The sequence below is a fragment of the Streptomyces sp. NPDC005878 genome (assembly GCF_040629815.1).
Lineage (GTDB): Bacteria > Actinomycetota > Actinomycetes > Streptomycetales > Streptomycetaceae > Streptomyces.
The window spans coordinates 725,528-745,751 of record NZ_JBEXWK010000001.1; the positions used below are offsets into that span (position 1 = coordinate 725,528).

Sequence of the window (20,224 nt, forward strand, 5' to 3'; positions counted from 1 at the left end):
GCGTGGGGCCCGGCACTTCGTAAGGCCGGACACGCGAGACCCCTCGGCTCGTGAGGCCGGGCGCGCGAAGCCCCTCGGCGCGTGGGGCCCGGCGCGTGAGGCCCATGGGCAAGCGAGGCTCCCGGCCGCGCCCCGGACGACCCCGCCCGCTCCCGCCTCAACCCGTCACTCCCCCATCACACCCCGCCCCGCCGCCGCCAGCGCCTCCACGGCCGCGCGGATGGAGGGTCGGCGGTCGGCGTCCGCGCGCCACACCGCGTACACGTGCCGGCGCATCGCGTCCCGCACCGGCACCACCCGCACCCCGTCGGGCACCGGCTCCCGCCCGAGCCGGGGCGCGACGCTGACGCCGAGCCCGGCCTCGACGAGGGCGAGCTGGGTGGCGTGCTCGCGGGCCACGTGCCCGATGCGCGGCTCGACCCCCTTGCCCCGCAGGGTGAACATCAGCCACTCGTGGCAGAACTCGCCCTCGGGCCAGGTGATCCACTCGTCCGAGGCGAACTCCTCCAGGTCCACGCTCTCGCGCCCCGCGAGCGGGTGCCCCATCGGCATCGCCACATCCGCCAGGTCGTCGAGGACCGACCGCTTCGCCAGCCCGTCGGGCAGCGGGAGCGGCTTGTTGTACCAGTCGAGGACGACCGCGAGATCGAGGTCGCCGAGCTGCACGCCCCGCACCGAGTCCTCGGCCTCCAGCTCGTCCGAGCGGACCCGGAGTTGGGGGTGGTCGGCGCGCAGCGCGGTGAGCGCCGCCGGGAACAGCCCGCGTGCGGCGGTGGCGAAGCCCGCGATCCGCAGCTCGCCCACGACGCGGCCGCGCTGGGCCTCCAGATCGGCCTGGGCGACCTGGACCTGGGAGAGGATCCGCGCGGCGTGCTCGGCGAGGAGCCGGCCCGCGTCGGTGAGGCGTACACCCCGCCCGTTCTTGGCGAGCAGCGGCTGTCCCGCCTCCCGCTCCAGCTTCGCGAGCTGCTGGGAGACGGCCGAGGTCGTCACGTGCAGATTGTCGGCGGCGCCGCCCACCGAGCCGTGGCGGGCCAGGGCGTCGAGGGTCCGCAGGCGCTCCAGGTTCAACATATAAGGAATGCTAACCGATCCCCTCCATCTTTTCTCGCTTGTGCTACGAGGTTGAACAGGCCAGTCTTACCGCCATGACCACCGCCACCCCACCCCGGTCCCTCTCGGCCCCCTCCTCCCCCACCCTCCGCCGCCCGGCCCTGGACTGGCGTGTCCGGTTCGCGGTGCTCTCCCTGGTCTGGGGGTTCAGCTTTCTCCTGATCAAGGTGGGCACCGACGGCTACGCCCCCTTCCAGGTCACCTTCGGGCGGCTCTTCTTCGGTACGGCCGTGCTCGCCGTCGCGATGGCGGTCAAGCGGGAGCGGCTGCCGCGCGGCGCCCGCACGTGGCTGCGCCTCGCGGTGGCCGCGCTGCTCCTGAACGCCCTGCCGTTCTCCCTCTTCGCCTACGCGGAGCTGACCATCCCCTCGACGCTGGCCGGGATCTGCAACGCGACCTCCCCGCTGTGGGGCATGGCGCTCTCGCTGGTGGCGCTCTCCGAGGACCGGCCGACCCGGCGCCGGGTGGCGGGCCTGGGCCTCGGCTTCCTCGGGGTGCTCACGGTCCTGGGTGCCTGGCAGGGCTTCCACGGCCTGGATCTGCGGGGCACCCTGATGGCCCTGCTCGCCTCGCTCTGCTACCCGGTCGGCTGGATCTACGTCCGCCGCACCCTGGCCGGCGGCGGCCACTCCAACCTCTCGCTGATCGGCTCCCAGCTGGGCGTCGCCACCCTGCAACTGACGCTGGTCACCCCGCTGTTCGCGGGGTTCCCGACCGCCTTCCACCCCGTCCCGCTGCTCGCCGTCGCCGCGCTCGGCGCCCTGGGCACCGGCTTCGCGGTGCTCGTCCAGTACGGCCTGGTCAACGAGGTGGGCCCGACGACCGCCCAGATGGTCACGTACTTCATCCCGGTCATCGCCACCGCCGCCGGGGTCCTGGTGCTCGGCGAGAGCCTCAGCTGGAACACACCGGTGGGCGCGGCGATCGTGCTGGCGGGGGCGGCCCTGACCCAGACCCGCGCCCCGAAGGCGGCACGGCAGGGCGGACCCGCGGGGGCGCGGAAGCCGGTACGTCCCTGGCGCCGCTAGTCGTACCGCCGCCCCAAGGGCGACCCCGTCGCCGCCGCCACCGCGTCGGCCGCGGCCCCGATGTCGGCCGGGGTGAGCCGTGAGACGGTGAGCCGGATACCGGGCGCGGCCGCGAGCCGGAAGCGGGCGCCGGGCGCCACCGCCCATCCCGCGTGCAGCAGCCGGGCCACCGCGGCCGTCTCGTCCGGGACCGGCACCCAGACACTGAACCCGCTGCGGCCGTGCGCCGCGACACCCCGCGAGCGCAGCGCCCGCACCAGGGTGTCGCGGCGCTCGCCGTAGGAACGGGCCACGGCGGCCGGGTCGAGGACGTCCGAGGTCCACAGGTGGACGACGGTCCGCTGGAGCAGCCGGCTCACCCACCCGGGCCCCAGCCGCTGGCGGCCCCGGACCCGGTCCAGGGTCACCGCGTCCCCGGTGAGCACCGCGAGCCGCAGATCCGGCCCGTACGCCTTGGCCACCGACCGGACGAACGCCCAGTGCGGGACCACCGGGGACAGCGGCGCGAGCGGCACGTCGACCATGCCGTGGCCGTGGTCGTCCTCGATCAGCAGGACCGATGGATGGGCGGACAGCACCGCGCGCAGCGCCCGCGCGCGGTCCGCGCCGACGGCCGCCCCGGTCGGGTTCTGGGCGCGGCAGGTGACGACCAGCGCCCGCGCGCCGGCCGCGAGCGCGCTCTCGACGGCCTCGGGCAGCGGCCCCTCGTCGTCGAGCGCCACCGGCACCGGCCGCAGTCCGAGCGCCGGGACGAGGTCGAGCAGCGCGCCCCAGCCCGGGTCCTCGATGGCGACGGCGTCGCCGGGCCGCAGATGCGCGGCGAGCACCCGCTCGATCGCGTCGAGCGAGCCGGAGAGGACGCCGACCGGTCCGGACGGCACCCCGTCGGCGTCCAGGGCCGCGCGGGCGAGCCGCGCGAGGTCGGGGTCGACCGGGTCCTGCCCGTAGAGGGTGGGCCGTTCGGCGTGGTCGCGGGCGGCGGCGGCGAGCGCGTCGCCGAGCGGCGGCAGCAGGGCGGGGTCGGGGTTGCCGTCGGAGACGTCGCGCACCCCGGCGGGCACATCGATGCGCCGGGCGTCGCGCGCGGTGCTGGCGGGGCGCGGACGCACCCGGCTGCCGCGGCGGCCGCCCGTTTCGATGACGCCCCGGTCGCGCAGCAGCCGGTAGGCCGCCGCGACCGTATTGGGGTTGACCCCCAGCTCGCCCGCCAACTCCCTGAGCGGCGGCAGCGGTTGGCCCGGCGCGAGCTGTCCGGTGCCCACCGCGCGCTCCACGTCGGCGGCGATGTCCGAGGCGCGCCGACCCGAGATCCGATATTCTCCTAGCACAAACACCATTATGCACTAGTGCAACGGAGAACGCACATGCCCGACACCCCTTCCTACGAGCCCACCGGGCGCACCGTGCCGACCCGCTCGCGCGAGCGGGCGTCGTACGACCGCGAGCTGGTGCACGCGATACTCGACGAGGGCTACATCTGCCACCTCGGTTTCGTCCGCGACGGCGCTCCGGTCGTCCTGCCGACGCTCTACGGCCGGATCGGTGAGCGGCTGTACGTGCACGGCTCGACGGGTTCGCGCCCGCTGCGCATGACCGGCCAGGCCGATCCGGGGCTCCCGGTCTGCCTCACCGTCACCCACGTCGACGGCCTGGTGCTGGCCCGCTCGGCCTTCCACCACTCCCTCAACTACCGCTCGGTCGTGGTGCACGGCCTCGCGTACGAGGTCACCGACGCCGAGGAGCGGCGGACCGCCCTGGACGCGCTGGTCGACCAGGTGGTGCCCGGCCGCTCCTACGACGCGCGGCAGGCCAACGCCAAGGAGCTCGCCGCGACCGCGGTGATCCGCCTGGACCTCGACGAGGTGTCGGCGAAGCTCCGCACCGGCGGCCCCAACGACGATCCCGAGGACAGCGGCCTGCCGCACTGGAGCGGGGTGATCCCGCTGGTCCGCGGCCATCGGACGCCGGTGCCGGCCGACGACCTCGACCCGTCCGTGGCGCTGCCCGACTATCTCGCCGCGCTCTGACGCGGTTCGGGGGCTTCCGCGAGGCTCCGAGGGGTCAGGCCGCGACCGGTTCCCGGCGGGCCCGCGCGGCGAGCCGCGCCTCGGCCCCGGCGAGCCCCACCACCGCGACCAGCAGCAGCGAGGTGCCCAGGACGGTGGCGGCGGTCAGCCGTTCGCCGAGGACCGCCACCGCGAGCAGCGCCGCACTGACCGGCTCCAGGAGCATGATCACGGAGACGGTGGCGGAGCGGACGACGGCCGCGCCCGCGAAGTAGAGCGCGTACGCCAGCGCCGTGGGCACCGCCGCCACGTACACGAGCAGTACGGCCACCCGCACCGGCTCGACGGTGTGCGCCACCATGCCCTCCGCCCCGGCGAGCGGCAGCAGCAGGACCGAGGCCACGGCGAACGCCCAGGCGGTGGTGGCCGAGGGGTCGGCGCTCTCGCCGTCCCGGCCGAGCCTGCGGGTGAGGAGCGTGATCCCCGCGTATCCGGCCGCCGAGAGCAGCGCGAGCAGCACCCCGGCGGGGCGCACGGCGCCGCCGCCGTTGCCGAGGACCAGGACCGAGAGCCCGGCGAGGGCTCCGGCGACGGCGGTCAGTCCGGCACCCCCGATCCGCTCGCCGAGGGAGAGACGGGCGCCGACCGCGATGAGCACGGGCCCGGCGCCGAGGGTGACCACGGTCGCCACGGCCAGGCCGGTCGAGTCCACGGCGGCGAAGTAGGCGCTCTGGAAGACGGCGAGCCCCACGCCGTTGCCCAGGACGCGCGCCAGCCGCCTGCTCCGCGGTTCGGCGGGCCGGTGCGCGGGCCGCCGCCGCACGGCGCGGGCGGCGAGCAGCAGGGCGAGCCCGCCGACGCAGCGCCAGAAGGAGAGGGCGAGCGGGCCGAGGTCGCTGGCGTCGAAGACGAGCGCCGCGGCGCCGCCCGCGGTGCCCCAGGCGACACCGGCGAAGACGAGGTAGAGCAGGCCGCGCCCGACGGGCAGGGCGGAGGAAGTCGATGCGTTCGACACGTACGTACTCCGGAGAGGAAGACGGGAAAGGTCGCGTGCCTGGAGTACGCGGGCAGCGACGAGCCGCTCGGGGACTGCCCGAGCCCGGTCTTCGTCAGGGAGTGGCGGCCGCCCGCGTTACGCGGCGGGAGGCGGCAGAACGGTCGCGTGCATGATCGCCACCCTACGGCGCGGTCCGGCCGGCCGACAACTCCCCCTCGGGCGCGGGCGTCTCCCGCACCGGCAGGGGGTGCCCGTCCCCGCCCGCCACCGGCCCGGAGGCCCCCTTCGGCGCCGAGGACTGGGCGATGAAGGCCCCGACGAGGACCACGGCGCCGCCCGCGATCTGCGGCGCGCCCAGGTGCTCGCCCAGCAGCACCCAGGCCAGGACGGTCGCGATGACCGCCTCCAGACAGGCGACGACCCCGGCCACCTGCGGCGAGAGCCGGCGCACCGAGATGACCCCGGTGACGTAGGCGATCACGGTCGCGATCAGCACGATCCAGCCGAGCAGCAGCGCCGCGGGCACCTCGGTGCCGTTCATGTCCGCGCCGCCGCCGAGCACCGACCAGTCCATGCCCCAGGGGCGGGCGACGAGCGTGAGCAGGACGGAGCCGATGAGCAGGCCGTACGCGATGACGCCCAGCGGGTCGGGCGCGTCGTCCGCGTCGCCGCCCTGGTCGGAGAGGACGAAGTAGCCGACCTGGCAGCAGGCGGCGCCGAGCGCGAGCAGCAGACCGAGGAGGTCGAAGCTCAGCCCGGACCAGATCTCCACCACGCCGGCGAGGCCTCCAACGGCGAGGACCACGCCGATCGCCGCCGCCCGGGTCACCGGCCGGCGCTGGACGAACCGGACCCAGCCGAGGACGAGCGCGGGCGCCAGGTACTCGACGAGGAGGGCGACGCCGACGGGAATGCGGGATATCGCCGCGAAGTAGCAGGCCTGGACGGCGGCGACGGCGAGCAGTCCGAATCCGGCGAGCAGCGCGGGCCGGCGCAGCAGCAGGCCCCGGTGGCGCCAGGCGAGGGGCAGCATGACGAGCGCGGCGCCCGTCACCCGCAGCCACACCACGTGCAGCGGGTCCAGGCCCGCCTCGATCAGCGGCTTGGCCGCGACACCCGATCCACCGAATGAGAACGCCGAGGCCAGGGCCAGTCCCAGGCCGACGTTTCTTCCCTGAGACGCCTGCATCGGCACATCATGACAGGAGAAGTCAGGACCGCCACCCTTGTGACACCTGTCGAGACGGCGGGGCCCCGACGAGCCGTTCGGCGAGCTCCCGGGCGTCGACCCCGGCGTGGTCGAGGACCACCACGGCACGGCACTCCGGGTCGGCGGCGAGCGCCGCGAGCAGGTCGGTGCCCCCTACCCGGACGTCGCCCCGGGCCTCGGCGCGGGCCAGTGCGCCCTCCATCGCGGTGACCGCGGCGGGCGACCAGCCGGGCTGATCGAGCAGCGGCAACGCCCCCGAGTCCTCCACCGACCCCTGCCAGCGCAGGCCGTACCCGATGGAGCGCTGGACGAGATAGCCCAGCACCCGCGCCACCTGCGGGGCGCCGTCGAACACGGCCCGCACCTCGGGGTCGGTCTCCATCACCGAGTGCAGCAGATGGGCGGTGTCGATCTGCCGGTCGCCGTCGCGCAGCGCCCTCCTGCGGGCACCGGCGACCACCGAGGCCATCGCGTCGGTGAGCCGGGCTTCGAGGTCGCGGTCGGCGGGGGCCGGAGCCGGGACGGCCGGGACCCGCGGGATCGGAGGGTGCACGCTCCCACCCCATCAGGCAGAACGTCCCGGAACATCCCCGCCGGGAAGCATTCCGCATCCGACGTTGGGTGGGGACGGATGACCGGGTTCTCCTCCTTCTGGATGAGATCTGCGTTGTGAGCCTCGGGGGCGTGCGGCTCTTCGCCGTACGCCCCGCACGCAACCGCACCGCCCCCGAAAACGTCCCCTCCCGTACGACACAGCCGCCACGGCAACCGCGGGAGGGGCCCGATGTGCTGGATGGTCGCCCTGCTCGCCGAGGACGGGCTGCAGTACGTGTACCGCGTGTACGCCCCGCGGGACGCACTGCCCGGCGATCTGTTCTGGGCCGCCTTCCACTGCCACGACGAGTCCTCGCGGCCGCGCGCGTCCGACCTCTTCGACTCGGCGCGGATATGGGCGCTTCCGCTCAGCGGCTCCATGATCTGACGGTTCATCAGTATTGAATGTTCACGGGCCCCCGGCTACGTTCCGCGACACGTTCGCAGAACGTCAAGGACTCGAAGGGGTGGTCGTATGGCCGAGGTCAGCGCCGAGGCGCGCCTGGAGGCTCCGGCGGAGAAGGTCTGGGAGCGGCTGACCGACTTCACCGCGTACGGCGAGTGGAACGCCACCCACACCAACTTTCCGCACGGCGGCCCCGAGCGTCTGGAGCCGGGCGCGACCTACGCCGAGAACATGAGGCTCATGGGCTTCCCGGCCGAGGTCGTCTGGACCGTGGAGGAGTTCGAGGCGGGCCGCCTCCTCGGCGTCAGGGGCAAGGGGCCGATGGGCGTGATCGTCGGCAACCGCTACACCCTCACTCCCGACGGGGACGCGACGGTGGTGCGGATCGAGGGCGAGTTCACCGGCGCGGCCGTCTCGCTGATGGCGGGCAAGCTGAAGGACTCGGCGACGGCCGCGCTGAACGAGTCGCTGCGCAAGCTGGGCGCCCTGGTGGCCTGACGATCCTGCGCACTCCGCTCGCGCGAGAGTCCCGGGCGGGGGCCCGAGCGGACGGCCGGTTCACCTGGCCGCACTCCGCTCGCGCGGGAGCCCCGGGGTTCGCGCACTCCGACCCGTCCGCGGGTGACGCCCCCGCTCACGCGCGAGAGCCCCGCGACGGGCGGTCGCGGGGCTCTCGGCGGCCGGCGGGGTCAGTCCTCGTCGGCCAGGATCAGATACAGCTTCTTGCGGGCGTCGTTGATGACCCCGAGCGCCTTCTTGCGCTGCTCGGCGGTACCGGTCTTCCAGACCTGGCCGAACGCCTCCATCAGGCCGAACCCGGCCTGGCGGATCTCGTTCATGCTTTCCCAGTCGACCCCGCGCCCGGCCTCTTCCCACGGGGCCTCGGACCCCGACTCGGCCTCGGCGCGCCCGGCGTCGGTGAGCGTGAACAGCTTCTTGCCGCCCTCGCTCTCGTTGGTGATCAGGCCCTCGTCCTCCATCATCTGGAGGGTCGGGTAGACCGAGCCGGGGCTGGGCTTCCACGCCCCGCCGCTGCGCTCGCCGATCTCCTGGATCATCTCGTAACCGTGCATCGGCCGGTCCTTCAGCAGGGCCAGGATCGACGCGCGGACATCCCCGCGCCGCGCCCTGCCCCGAGGACCGCCCCGACCGCCGCGGCCGGGCCCGAAGGGGCCGCCGCCGAAGCCGGGCCCGAAGGGCCCGAAGGCGGCACGCCGCCCCTCGAAGTCGCCCCGGCCGTGATGGCCGGGTCCGTGTTGTCCGTGTCCATGTGAACGCATCGCTACGCTCCTTCCATCGGTGATCCGTCGCGATGCCTCAACGATATATCGGAACTGTTCGGTTAACAACCCTCCGATATGACAGCCGCCCGAAGCGGGGCGAGCGCCACCCCCTGAAGGGCCACCGAGCAGGCCAGCCATCCCGGATTGGCCTTGGCCGGTGGCCTGCTCCGGCCCGTACCGTCCCGCCCATGCAGATCCGCATCGTCGACGCCTTCACCGACCGCCCGTTCGCCGGAAACCCGCCGACGGCATGAGTAAGGGGCGTACGCCATGGCCGTACGCCCCTTATCCGTCGTCCACGCGCGCGTGGGCCGCCCCGCTCACACCGTCGGCAGCCAGCTCACCTTCCCCGCGAGCAGCGCGTACCCCACGAACGCCCCGATGTCGAGCAGGGAATGGGCCACGACCAGCGGCCCGACCCGCTGCCAGCGCCGGTGGAGCAGGACGAAGACGACGCCCATCGCCATGTTGCCGAGGAAGCCGCCGATGCCCTGGTAGAGGTGGTAGGAGCCGCGCAGGACCGAGCTCGCCGCCAGCGCCGCGAGCGGGGACCACCCCAACTGGCCGAGCCGGCGCAGCAGATACCCGACGACGATCACCTCCTCCAGTACGGCGTTCTGCACCGCCGACAGGACGAGCACCGGGTACTTCCACCAGACGTCCGGCAGCGACTCGGGGACGACCGTGAGATTGCCCCCCACCGCCCGCGCCAGCAGATAGAACCCGAGCCCCACGCTGCCGATCCCGGCCGCGATCAGCGCTCCCCTGCCGAGGTCCGTTCCGGGCCGCCGGCGGTCGAAGCCGAGGACGCGCAGACCGCCCGCCCCCTCCCGCAGCAGCAGATGCGCCACGAGCGCCACGGGCACCAGCGCGCTCGCGATACCGAAGAGCTGCCAGGCGAGATCCAGCCAGGGCCGCCCCGGGGCGTGCGAGGTGTTGAGCCTGGCCGCCTGGTCCTTGAGGCCGCCCGGCCTGGTCACCGATCCGACAAAGCTGATCAGCGCCGACACACCGCTCGCACCGAGCGAGAGGGCCAGCACGAGCACCGTCTCGGACCGGAGGATCCGCGGTGAGACCCCCCGTTCGGGAAGAGAATCAGCCACACGCCCCGCCTCCACCTGCACACCTGCCTCCAGTTGAACGAACCCGTCCCATGCCCACCACCGCCCCGCTAGGGTCTCGAATGAAAGTACGAAGATCGCGCGCGACAGGCCGGGGGGCGAGCGCCATTGCGATGGTGCGTTCCCCCTTTTTTCCTTGTACGGGATTCAAGGAGGGCACCACCGCCATGGGACGTCACAGCTTGCCCGACCCGCACGCGCCCGAGGGAACCCGGGGCCGCCCGGCCGCCCCGCGCCGCCGTACCGTCACCGTCGCCACCCTGCTCGTCCTCGCCGTGGCGGGCGGCGCGGCCGTCGCGGCGAGCAGCGGACTGCTCTCCTTCGGCGACTCGTGCCGGGACTCCGCGGTGCGGCTGGATCTCGTCGCCTCCCCCGATGTCGCCCCGGCCGTCCGGTCCGTCGCCGAGCGGGCGCGCACGGAGAAGGTCACCTCCGACGGCTCCTGCATCGACGTCCGGGTCACCGCCCGTGAGTCGTACCAGGTGGCCGCCGCGCTCCGCGCGGGCCGCGAGCCCGCCTTCGCGGTGTGGATCCCGGACTCGGCGCTCTGGGTGGACCGCGCCAAGGAGGGCGGCACGAGCGTCCCGGTCGCCACGGCGGGCCATGTCGCCGCCTCGCCGGTGGCGCTCGCCCTGGTGCCGGCCGCCGCCAAGTCCCTGGGCTGGCCCTCGCGCACGTACACCTGGGCCGAACTCGCCGCGGCCGCCACCCGTTCGGACACCCTGCGCCTGGGCGCGGCCGACCCGGCCCGTTCGGCCGCCGGCCTCCTCGCGCTGGGCAGCGTCGGGCGCTCCGCCGCCCGCCAGGGCGCGGACGGCGGTACGGGGGCCGCGGCCGTGGCCAAGGCGCTCGCGCAGCGCACCTCCGACACCGACGCCCAGGTGGTCGCCACGCTCGCCCGGGGCGGCGCGGACGGCGGGAACGGCGACCCGCGCCACAACCAGGCCGTCGTCCTGTCCGAGCAGGCGGCGTACGCGTACAACACCGGCCGGGGCGCCGGGCAGGGGCTGGACCTGTTCTACCCCGAGGACGGCACTCCGCTGCTCGACTACCCGTACGCCATCGTCCGTGAGAACCGGCTGAGCACCGACCGCAGCCGCGCCGCGATGCGGTTCCTGACACTGCTCGGCGAACCGGAGTCCCGGCGGACCCTGATCAGGAGCGGCTTTCGCGCCCCCGGCGAGGCGGCGGACGAGGGGGCCGTGCGCAAGGCGGGCGCGGCGGCCCCGCAGCCCTACGCCACCTCCACCGCCGAGGCCCCGTCCGCCAAGGAGCTCCAGGAAGCCCTCGGGATGTGGACGATCATCGTGCAGAGCGCCCGGCTCACCACGGTCGTGGACGCCTCGGGGTCGATGGCCGCGCCGGTGCCGGGCGCGGGCGGCCGCTCCCGGATGGACGTCACCCGGGCCTCCCTGCTCGGGGCGCTGGCGCAGTTCACGCCCGAGGACGAGATCGGCCTGTGGGACTTCGCCACCCGTCTCGACGGCTCACGCGACTACCGGGAGCTGGTGCCGACCGCCCGCCTCGGCGACCCGGTCAAGGGCGGGCGCACCCAGCGCGAGCGGCTGACCGCCGCCTTCGACGCGCTTCGCCCGGTGCCGGACGGGGCGACCGGGCTCTACGACACGATGCTCGCCGCCTACCGGCAGGCCACGGCGGGCTACCGGCCGGGGAAGTTCAACGCGGTGGTGATCCTCACGGACGGCGCCAACGAGGACCCGGGCAGCATCTCGCGCGCCGAGCTCCTCACCCGGCTCCAGCGGCTCGCCGACCCGGCGAAGCCGGTGCCGGTGATCGCCATCGCGGTGGGTCCCGACGCGGACGGGGAGTCGGTGAGGGAGATGGCCCGGGCGACCGGCGGCGCGGGCTACCAGGTCACCGACCCGGCCGAGATCCAGGCGGTGATCCTCAAGGCCGTCATGACGGTCGGCCGGGGCGGCGCCACCAGCTGAGACGCACAAGCCGAGACACCCGCCCGCGCGCCGCACGTGCCCCGGTCCTCACCCCGACGACGGGACCCCCACCGGCCAGGTGTGGACCGGCTCGCCCTGGTGCGTCAGGTCGCGGTAGCGGCGGGTGGTGGCGGCCAGCGCCGCCTCCCGGCCCATCCCCGACTCCAGAGCGCGGTGATAGGTGTCGACCTGCCAGGAGGCGCCGTTGACGCGGCGGCGGCAGCGCTCCTCGATGACGCCGAGGTAGCGGTCCCGGTCGGCCGGCTCCACCCCCCACGCGTCGAGCCCGGCGTGGGCGAGCGGCAGGAGTTCGTCCCGGACCAGCTTGACGGCCGGTACGCGCGCGACGCCGCCCCCTCGGCGCGGCACGGGCCACAGCAGTTCGGCGTCGATGCCCTGACGGCAGGCCGTCTCGAAGTTCGCGGCGGCGGCCTCGAACGGCAGCCGGGTCCACACCGGCCTGCTGTCCTCGGCGAGGGCGCGCACGAGTCCGTAGTAGAAGGCGGCGTTGGCGATGACGTCGGTGATGGTGGGTCCGGCCGGGAGCACCCGGTTCTCGACCCGCAGATGCGGCACACCGTCGGCGATCCCGTACACCGGGCGGTTCCAGCGGTAGATCGTGCCGTTGTGCAGCACGAGCTCCTGGAGGCTGGGCACCCCGCCCTCCGACAGCACCCGCAGCGGGTCCTCCTCGTCGCAGATCGGCAGCAGCGGCGGGAAGTACCGCAGGTTCTCCTCGAACAGCTCGTACGCGGAGGTCACCCAGCGCTCGCCGAACCAGGTGCGCGGGCGCACGCCCTGGGCGCGCAGCTCGGCGGGCCGGGTGTCGGTGGCCTGCTCGAACAGCGGCGGCCGCGACTCGCGCCACAGCTCCCGGCCGAACAGGAAGGGCGCGTTGGCCCCCACCGCGATCTGTACGGCGGCGATGGCCTGCGCGGCGTTCCACACCGCGGCGAAGCGGGCAGGCGTGACCTGGAGGTGCAGCTGCACCGAGGTGCAGGCGGCTTCCGGGGTGATGGATCCCGAGGTGCAGACGAGGCGTTCGACGCCTTCGATGTCGAGGGTGAAATCCTCTCCCCGGGCGGCCACGATCTGGTCGTTGAGCAGCACATAGCGGTCGGCGTCGGAAAGGTTCGCCGAAACGAGGTCGCGCTGGGCGAGCGTCGGGAGAATTCCGATCATCAGGATCCCGGCACCGACCTCGCCGGCTTTGCGCTCGGCATACCCGAGACCGGTCCGCAACTCCTCGGAGAGCTGATCGAAGACCCGCCCGCCGAGCGGGTGGGGGGCGATATTCACTTCGAGATTGAACATCCCGAGTTCGGTCTGGAAATCCTTGCTCGCAATGCGCTCCAGAACCTCCGCGTTCCTCATGCGCGGCATACCGTCCGGCCCCACGAGATTCAGCTCGATCTCCACACCCATCAGATTCCTGGGTCGATCGAACCTCCGTTCGGTCAGAAGCCGCCCCAGCCCCTCCAGGCACTGCTGGAGCTTCTGCCGGTACGCGTGCCGGTCGGACAGGTCGAGCTCGGCGGCCACGACCTTCTCACCCATCGAAGCGTCCCTCCTCGAATGGGCAGCCGGTCGGTCCGGCCGCGTGCGTCACGGTCGATAATGCCCCGACTGGCTGATCTATAACGTCCCCTGGGCGGGGTCCGGGTAGTAAGCTGGTACGAACCGGCCCCGGGCACGTGCATTCGGCATACACCAACCCGCGGATACCGGTCCTGCGGAATCGTGAGAAACACCGACGCGTTTCGGCCGACCGCCTTCGGCGGACCTTTCCTGGCCAGTCGCGTACCCCGTTCCCCGAACCGGGATGAATGCCGCATCACCAGGACCTGAATCCGACTTGCCCGTAATACCGCGGACCGCTAGCCGAAACACCCCCTGAACACGTGTCGTATAAACTTCGCGAACGAGGCAGAGAGTCGGCGCCCCGGCCCCAGTCACCCGGCCCCCCTCTGACCCCGTGTCACCGCAGACAGCGCTGTCCGCAACGCCCACGCATCACCGTGTCTCCGAAGTGAGAGGCGACCCACCATGCCGCTGCATGTTCCCCCGGCTCCCGCGCCCGCCCTGCGCAGCGTCCTCGCGGCTCTCGGTTCCCCCACCGCCGTCCGCGCGGCCCGCACCCCCGCCCTGCGCTCCGCACAGGGCCCGCTGACCCCCGAACTCCCGCTGCCCGTCCATGTGCTGGACCGGATCACCCCGAGCGCCCGCACCCCGCACAGCCGCCTGGCGGGCTGGCGCTTCCTCATCAGCGACGCGGGGAGCGCGGTCGCCGCGGCGGACACCATGCTCACCCCGGACGGCTGGGCCTTCTCGCACTTCTTCGAAGGGCCCTACATCGCCTCCACCCAGCGCGCGTTGCGCCAGGCGGAGGCGCTCACCATGGACGTCGAGGCCCGGCTGCTCTCGGTGCCCGAGCTGTACATGCTCACCCTGTGGCTGCGGCGCGACCTCACGGCCGACCCCGCCTCGGGCGAGCTGGACCCGGCGGACCTGCTGGTGCCGCTGGCGCCCGCCCCGCCCGGCATCTGCGCCCACCGGCCGCACCGGGTCTCCGAGCTCCTGCCGGTGATGACCATGAGACTCGCGCCCGCGCCGCTGCTGAGCCAGCCGGTCTGACGGGCGGGCGGGCCGCCGAGCCGGCCGGCCCCCCACCGCGGTCGCGCGCCTGCGAGAACCACCCGGCGCCCCGGAGCCCCCTGCGGCCCGGGGCGCTTTCGCGTACGCCCGCGCGCGCCCTCCTCCGTACGGGCTAGTCCGTAACGGCCAGTGCGAACCACCCGAAGAGGCAGGGCAGTTGAGTTGAACCGGCCGCACGAGTGATGCGTCAATATGCGGTAGGAAGTGGTGCCGCTAAATCCCTGCGGATTGACGTCCGTAGGGCAACACTGGGAGCGGACCGACCGACTGAGCAACGGGGGGCGGCCATGACCACCGCATCGAGCCGCAGGACATTCACTACTACGACGCAGCGAGAGAACGCATCCATGTGCCAGCACCAGCCAGCCTGCCCGACAGCCGACTCCGCCGACCGGGAGGCCGCGCAGCTCGTGGCGCACCACCCGGAGCAGGGCTGGAGCCTGCTGTGCAACGGCGTCCTGATCTTCGAGGACACCGGTGAGCTGCTGCCGGACGGGCGGATCATCGCCCCGCACCGGGCGCTGACCGCGGGACAGGTGGCGAAGGCCGCCTAGCGCGGCCCGGCGGGCACGGAGCCGCGACGCGCCGCACGGAAGAACAGCACCGCACCAGAAGGGGCCGGCCCGGGGAGGAGATCCCCGCACCGGCCCCGACGTATGTCAGCCGTAGACGGCCCTACTTCAGTGGTCGTACTCGTCCAGCGGAGGGCAGGAGCAGACCAGGTTGCGGTCGCCGAAGGCGCCGTCGATGCGGCGCACCGGCGGCCAGTACTTGTCGGCCTTCGAGACGCCGGCCGGGAAGACCGCCTCCTCGCGGCTGTACGCGTGGTTCCACTCGCCCCCGAGCGCCGCCGCCGTGTGCGGGGCGTTGGCCAGCGGGTTGTCGTCGGCGGGCCACTCGCCCGAGGCGACCTTCTCGATCTCGCCACGGATCGCGATCATCGTCTCGCAGAACCGGTCGAGTTCGATCAGGTCCTCGGACTCGGTCGGCTCGATCATCAGCGTGCCGGCCACCGGGAACGACATGGTCGGCGCGTGGAAGCCGTAGTCGATCAGACGCTTGGCGATGTCGTCGACGCTGACACCGGTCGCCTTCGACAGCGGCCGCAGGTCGACGATGCACTCGTGCGCCACCAGGCCGTTGGGGCCGGTGTAGAGCACCGGGTAGTGCGGCTCCAGGCGCTTGGCGATGTAGTTGGCCGCGAGGACCGCGACCTGGGTGGCGCGCTTGAGGCCCTCCGCGCCCATCAGCCGGACGTACGCCCACGAGATCGGCAGGATGCCGGCCGAGCCCCACGGGGCGGCCGAGATCGGGCCGACGCCCGTCTCCGGTCCCGCGGTCGGCTGGAGCGGGTGGTTCGGCAGGTACGGCGCGAGGTGCGCGCGCACACCGACCGGGCCCACGCCGGGGCCGCCGCCGCCGTGCGGGATGCAGAACGTCTTGTGCAGGTTCAGGTGCGAGACGTCGCCGCCGAACTTGCCCGGCTTGGCGAGACCCACCAGCGCGTTGAGGTTGGCGCCGTCCACGTAGACCTGGCCGCCCGCGTCGTGCACCTCGCCGCAGATGTCCGCGACGTGCTCCTCGAACACCCCGTGCGTGGACGGGTAGGTGATCATCAGCACCGACAACTCGTCGCGGTACTGCTCGATCTTGGCGCGCAGGTCCGCGATGTCGACCTCGCCGTCGTCGGCGGTCTTCACCACGACGACCTTCATCCCGGCCATCACGGCGCTGGCCGCGTTGGTGCCGTGGGCGGAGGACGGGATCAGGCAGACCGTGCGCTGCTCGTCGCCGTTGGCGCGGTGGTAGGCGCGGACCGCGAGCAGACCCGCGAGCTCGCCCTGCGAACCGGCGTTGGGCTGGATGGACACCGCGTCGTACCCGGTGACCTCGGCGAGGCGCTCCTCCAGCTCGTGGATGAGCGTGAGGTAGCCCCCGGCCTGCTCCACCGGCGCGAAGGGGTGGATCTGGCCGAACTCGGGCCAGGTGACCGGCTCCATCTCGGTGGTCGCGTTCAGCTTCATGGTGCAGGAGCCGAGCGGGATCATGCCGCGGTCCAGCGCGTAGTCGCGGTCGGCGAGCTTGCGCAGGTAGCGCAGCATCGCGGTCTCGGAGCGGTGCTGGTGGAAGACCGGGTGGGTGAGGAACTCGTCGGTGCGCAGCAGCGCGCCCGGCAGCGTGTCGGCGGCCGAGGCGTCCAGCGCCTCGATGTCGCCCTCGGCGCCGAAGGCGGCCCAGACGGCGGCCACGCGGTCGCGGTCGGTGGTCTCGTCGCAGGCGATCGAGACGGTGTCGGCGTCGACCAGGTGCAGGTTGACCCCGCCGTCCCGGGCGGCGGCGACGGCCTCGGCGGCCTTGCCGGGGACCCGGACGGTCAGCGTGTCGAAGTACGAGCCGTGCACGACCTCCACACCGGCGGCGCGCAGGCCCTCGGCGAGGATCACCGCGTACCGGTGGGTGCGCCGGGCGATCTGCCGCAGGCCGTCCGGGCCGTGGTAGACCGCGTACATGCCCGCCATGACGGCGAGCAGGACCTGCGCGGTACAGATGTTGCTGGTGGCCTTCTCGCGGCGGATGTGCTGCTCACGGGTCTGGAGCGCCAGGCGGTACGCCTTGTTGCCGTCCGCGTCGACGGAGACGCCGACCAGGCGGCCGGGCAGGCTGCGGGCGAACTTCTCCTGGACCGCCATGTAGCCGGCGTGCGGGCCGCCGAAGCCCATGGGGACGCCGAAGCGCTGGGTGGTGCCGACGGCGATGTCCGCGCCGAGCTCGCCGGGCGAGGTCAGCAGGGTCAGGGCGAGCAGGTCGGCGGCGACGGTGACGATCGCGCCCAGCTCGTGGGCCTCGTCGATGACCGGCTTGAGGTCGCGGACCTCGCCGGAGGCGCCCGGGTACTGGAGGAGCACGCCGAACACACCGCGCTCGGCCACCTCGGCCGGGATGCCGCGGCGCAGGTCGGCGACGACGACCTCGACACCCGTCGGCTCGGCGCGCGTCTCTATGACGGCCACCGTCTGCGGGAGGGTGTCGGCGTCGACGAGGAAGACCCCGCCCTTGACCTTGCCGACGCGGCGGGAGAGCGCGAGCGCCTCGGCGGCCGCGGTGCCCTCGTCGAGCAGCGAGGCGCCGGAGGTCGGCAGCCCGGTGAGGTCGGCGACGACGGTCTGGAAGTTGAGCAGCGCCTCGAGGCGGCCCTGCGAGATCTCCGGCTGGTACGGCGTGTACGCCGTGTACCAGGCGGGGTTCTCCATGACGTTGCGCAGGATCACCGGCGGGGTGAACGTGCCGTAGTAGCCCAGGCCGATCATCGGGGCGAGGACCTGGTTGCGGTCCGCGAGGGAGCGCAGCTCGGCCAGGACCTCGGCCTCGGTGCGGGCGCCGGGCAGACCCAGCGCCTCGGCGCTCTTGATCACGTCCGGCACCGCCGCGGCGGTCAGCTCGTCGAGCGAGCCGTAGCCGACCTGCGCGAGCATCTTCGCCTGGGCCTCGGCGTCGGGCCCGATGTGACGCTGCTCGAAGGGGATGCCACGCTCGAGCTCGGTGAGCGGCATGCGGTTGGCGGTCATTACGGAGGCCTCCTGGTCTGCACGACCTGCGAGGGGCACCACGGCGCGGGTGCCCGGACGGCCTCCCCCTCTGTCATCTCAACCTGAGAGCTTCACCGGGGCGCGTGGGGGCGTCCCGGCTTTCACCGTCGGTGAGGAAGGGGTGCGCGCACAGGCCTGAGCCCGCACGTCCCCCGTCCTGCTTTCCAGAGTGACCTCGTCCGCGCGGTACGTGGGCCTGAGAGATTCCGGGGAGGATTTGCTCCTTCGGCGCCTCCGGACATCTTTCCGGAGGACTCTCCCGCACGGGGTCAGCAGCCATCGCCAGCCTACCAGCGCGGCCCGGCCCTGATCCTTCGAGTGGCCGACGCCCCCGTTGTGCACTTTCGTAGTGTTACGAGCAGTTGCGACCTGTTGGAGGGACCGTGCAGACCGATATCGATCCGCGCAGCCTGATCGGCCGCAAGGCGTTCGACCGTAACGGCAACAAGATCGGCACGGTGGACGAGGTGTACCTCGACGACGCCACCGGAGTCCCCGAGTGGGCCGCCGTACGCACCGGCCTGTTCAGCCGGGACGCCTTCGTCCCCCTGGAACCCAGCGCCCTCGTCGACGAGGCGCTGCACATCCCCTACGACCGGGCGCTGATCAAGGACGCTCCCGACTTCGGCGTCGGCCGCCACCTCTCCCCCGAACAGGAGCTCCAGCTCTACCACCACTACGGTCTGGACATCGCCGTCCCCGATCCGCTGCCCGGCACCGACCGCGACCGGGACTTCGGACGGCTCGCGGGCGAGGAGGACGACGCCTGACCCTCCGCGCCGCTTTGCTCCCCCGGTCCGTCGTCACCCGTCTGCGCCTGCCCGGCCCCTTCACCCGTCTGCCCGGTCGCCACTTCCCCTGCCACGTCCACCAGCGGCAGCGGCTCGGACGGCTCCAGGTCCGGGTCGTCCACCCGGAACGTCCGCACCCGCCCGGGCACGGCGGAGGTGGGCGTCTCGAACCGGACGGTGACCCGGCCCACGCCGCTGCCCTGCACCCAGCCGGGGCCGAAATCGCGGTGGTGCACGTCGTGCCCGGCCAGCCAGCGCCGCTCGGCCGGGTCCACCGCTTCCGGCTGCTCGGGGGCGGCCGCCTCCGCCCCGGTCCCGGCCTCCACGGGCGCCTGCTCCGCCGCGGCCTGATCACCCGCCGACCGCTCGCCCGCCGCCTGGGCGAAGAGGTCCTCCTGGGTGAAGTCGGCGAGGCCGCTGACCCCGACCCCCAGCAGGCGCACGCCGCCGGTGGTGTCCACGGAGTCGAGCAGCCGGCCGGCCGCCTCGCGCACCACCGCGGGATCGTCCGTGGGTCCGCGGAGCGTCTCGGACCGGGTCAGCGTGGAGAAGTCGTATCTGCGGACCTTCAGGACGATCGTGCGCCCGGAGTGCCCGGAGGCCCGCAGGCGCTGCACACAGCGGTCGGCGAGCCGTCCCACCTCGGTCATCACCCGCACCCGGTCGTGCAGGTCCACGTCGAAGGTGTCCTCGACCGACACCGACTTGGTGTCCCGCTCGGCCACCACCGGCCGGTCGTCGAGCCCGAGGGCCATCCGGTGCAGTGAGGCGCCGTGCGCCTTGCCGAGCAGCCGTACGAGCTCGTCCTCGCCCGCCTCGGCCAGATCCGCGACCGTGGTCATCCCCGCTCTGCGCAGGTGCTCGCCCGTCGCGGGCCCCACGCCCGGCAGCGTCCTGACCGGCATCGGGGCGAGCAGCTCCCGTTCGGTGCCGGGCTCGATGAGCATCAGCCCGTCCGGCTTCGCCTCCTCCGAGGCGATCTTGGCGAGCATCTTGGACCCCGCGAGGCCCACCGACCCCGTCAGACCCGTCACCGCCCGGATGTCCGCGCGCAGCCGCTGACCGGCCTCACGGGCCGACTGGGCGTCCCACGCGACTCCCCCGGCCTCCAGGTCCACGAAGGCCTCGTCGAGGCTCAGCGGCTCCACCAGGGGCGACAGCCGCCCCAGCAGCTCCATCACCTGCTCGCTGATCGAGCGGTAGAACGTGAAGCGCGGGACGAGATAGGCGCCGTTCGGACAGAGCCGTCTGGCCTGCGCCATCGGCATCGCGGAGCGCGCGCCGAAGCGCCGTGCCTCGTACGACGCGGTGGCCACCACACCGCGCGGTCCGAGGCCGCCCACGATCACGGGCTTTCCGCGCAGGCTGGGCTTCGACGCCTGCTCTGCGGCGGCGAAGAAGGCATCCATGTCCAGATGCAGGATGGTCGGCGCGGCTCTCACACCACCGATGCTGCCTCACACCACTGACAATCGGCCCCC

Annotated in this window: 18 protein-coding genes and 1 riboswitch; of the genes, 8 read left to right on the forward strand and 10 right to left on the reverse strand. The window is 73.3% G+C overall.

Annotated elements, in window-relative coordinates; genetic code table 11:
- Window positions 1-165: 165 nt before the first annotated feature.
- On the reverse strand, window positions 166-1,074 hold the full coding sequence (locus tag ABZ404_RS03485; protein WP_358834971.1) for a LysR substrate-binding domain-containing protein: 909 nt from the start codon (window positions 1,072-1,074) through the stop codon (window positions 166-168).
- Between the two features lie 74 nt (window positions 1,075-1,148).
- On the opposite strand from ABZ404_RS03485, the gene ABZ404_RS03490 reads away from it, so the two are divergent.
- Window positions 1,149-2,141: a DMT family transporter gene (locus ABZ404_RS03490; RefSeq protein WP_358990088.1), complete on the forward strand. Its 993-nt coding sequence runs from the start codon at window positions 1,149-1,151 to the stop codon at window positions 2,139-2,141.
- Here the strand turns inward: ABZ404_RS03490 and ABZ404_RS03495 are convergent.
- The gene (locus ABZ404_RS03495) at window positions 2,138-3,469 is read right to left on the reverse strand and encodes an aminotransferase class I/II-fold pyridoxal phosphate-dependent enzyme (RefSeq protein ID WP_358990091.1); all 1,332 of its coding nucleotides are present in this window, start codon (window positions 3,467-3,469) and stop codon (window positions 2,138-2,140) included. The genes ABZ404_RS03490 and ABZ404_RS03495 overlap by 4 nt on opposite strands.
- Window positions 3,470-3,505: 36 nt before the next feature.
- Between ABZ404_RS03495 and ABZ404_RS03500 the strand changes: the two genes are divergently transcribed.
- Entirely contained in the window at window positions 3,506-4,168 is a 663-nt protein-coding gene (locus ABZ404_RS03500; RefSeq protein ID WP_358836217.1) for a pyridoxamine 5'-phosphate oxidase family protein, read from the forward strand.
- A gap of 34 nt (window positions 4,169-4,202) precedes the next feature.
- Here ABZ404_RS03500 and ABZ404_RS03505 read toward each other — a convergent pair whose 3' ends face one another.
- From ABZ404_RS03505 to ABZ404_RS03515, 3 genes are all read right to left on the reverse strand, one after another.
- On the reverse strand, window positions 4,203-5,162 hold the full coding sequence (locus ABZ404_RS03505) for an EamA family transporter (RefSeq protein WP_358836218.1): 960 nt from the start codon (window positions 5,160-5,162) through the stop codon (window positions 4,203-4,205).
- Between the two features lie 163 nt (window positions 5,163-5,325).
- Entirely contained in the window at window positions 5,326-6,333 is a 1,008-nt protein-coding gene (locus ABZ404_RS03510) for an EamA family transporter (protein WP_358836219.1), read from the reverse strand.
- A 22-nt stretch (window positions 6,334-6,355) separates the two neighbouring features.
- On the reverse strand, window positions 6,356-6,907 hold the full coding sequence (locus ABZ404_RS03515) for a Clp protease N-terminal domain-containing protein (protein ID WP_358836220.1): 552 nt from the start codon (window positions 6,905-6,907) through the stop codon (window positions 6,356-6,358).
- 231 nt (window positions 6,908-7,138) lie between these two features.
- Here ABZ404_RS03515 and ABZ404_RS03520 point away from each other — a divergent pair, with 231 nt between their 5' ends.
- Window positions 7,139-7,336 carry a hypothetical protein gene (locus ABZ404_RS03520; protein ID WP_358836221.1) on the forward strand — a complete coding sequence of 66 codons (198 nt, stop codon included), beginning with the start codon at window positions 7,139-7,141 and terminating at the stop codon, window positions 7,334-7,336.
- Between the two features lie 87 nt (window positions 7,337-7,423).
- A complete protein-coding gene (locus tag ABZ404_RS03525) occupies window positions 7,424-7,852 on the forward strand; it encodes an SRPBCC family protein (RefSeq protein WP_358836222.1) in 429 nt (142 codons plus the stop codon).
- Between the two features lie 191 nt (window positions 7,853-8,043).
- Here the strand turns inward: ABZ404_RS03525 and ABZ404_RS03530 are convergent, their stop codons facing one another.
- Complete coding sequence (locus ABZ404_RS03530) at window positions 8,044-8,634, reverse strand: PadR family transcriptional regulator (RefSeq protein WP_358836223.1); 591 nt, start codon at window positions 8,632-8,634, stop codon at window positions 8,044-8,046.
- A 323-nt stretch (window positions 8,635-8,957) separates the two neighbouring features.
- Entirely contained in the window at window positions 8,958-9,761 is an 804-nt protein-coding gene (locus ABZ404_RS03535; protein WP_358836224.1) for a CPBP family intramembrane glutamic endopeptidase, read from the reverse strand.
- Window positions 9,762-9,925: 164 nt separating this feature from the next.
- Between ABZ404_RS03535 and ABZ404_RS03540 the strand changes: the two genes are divergently transcribed.
- Window positions 9,926-11,710, forward strand: a complete 1,785-nt coding sequence (locus ABZ404_RS03540) for a substrate-binding domain-containing protein (protein WP_358836225.1) — start codon at window positions 9,926-9,928, stop codon at window positions 11,708-11,710.
- Window positions 11,711-11,758: 48 nt separating this feature from the next.
- Here the strand turns inward: ABZ404_RS03540 and ABZ404_RS03545 are convergent, their stop codons facing one another.
- A complete protein-coding gene (locus ABZ404_RS03545) occupies window positions 11,759-13,267 on the reverse strand; it encodes a glutamate--cysteine ligase (RefSeq protein WP_358836226.1) in 1,509 nt (502 codons plus the stop codon).
- Between the two features lie 489 nt (window positions 13,268-13,756).
- Between ABZ404_RS03545 and ABZ404_RS03550 the strand changes: the two genes are divergently transcribed.
- Both ABZ404_RS03550 and ABZ404_RS03555 read left to right on the forward strand, forming a co-directional pair.
- Window positions 13,757-14,344, forward strand: coding sequence for a hypothetical protein (locus tag ABZ404_RS03550; RefSeq protein ID WP_358990094.1), 588 nt, complete (start codon window positions 13,757-13,759; stop codon window positions 14,342-14,344).
- Window positions 14,345-14,712: 368 nt separating this feature from the next.
- A complete protein-coding gene (locus tag ABZ404_RS03555) occupies window positions 14,713-14,919 on the forward strand; it encodes a DUF5999 family protein (protein ID WP_067155431.1) in 207 nt (68 codons plus the stop codon).
- Window positions 14,920-15,045: 126 nt separating this feature from the next.
- On the opposite strand, the gene gcvP is transcribed toward ABZ404_RS03555, so the two are convergent.
- Window positions 15,046-17,931: an aminomethyl-transferring glycine dehydrogenase gene (gene gcvP, locus ABZ404_RS03560; protein WP_358832074.1), complete on the reverse strand. Its 2,886-nt coding sequence runs from the start codon at window positions 17,929-17,931 to the stop codon at window positions 15,046-15,048.
- Between the two features lie 195 nt (window positions 17,932-18,126).
- Window positions 18,127-18,224, reverse strand: a riboswitch (glycine riboswitch).
- Between the two features lie 111 nt (window positions 18,225-18,335).
- On the opposite strand from gcvP, the gene ABZ404_RS03565 reads away from it, so the two are divergent.
- On the forward strand, window positions 18,336-18,722 hold the full coding sequence (locus ABZ404_RS03565) for a PRC-barrel domain-containing protein (RefSeq protein WP_358832073.1): 387 nt from the start codon (window positions 18,336-18,338) through the stop codon (window positions 18,720-18,722).
- On the opposite strand, the gene ABZ404_RS03570 is transcribed toward ABZ404_RS03565, so the two are convergent.
- Entirely contained in the window at window positions 18,629-20,185 is a 1,557-nt protein-coding gene (locus ABZ404_RS03570; RefSeq protein ID WP_358832072.1) for a DNA polymerase IV, read from the reverse strand. The two genes, ABZ404_RS03565 and ABZ404_RS03570, sit on opposite strands and share 94 nt — an antisense overlap.
- Window positions 20,186-20,224: the final 39 nt, after the last annotated feature.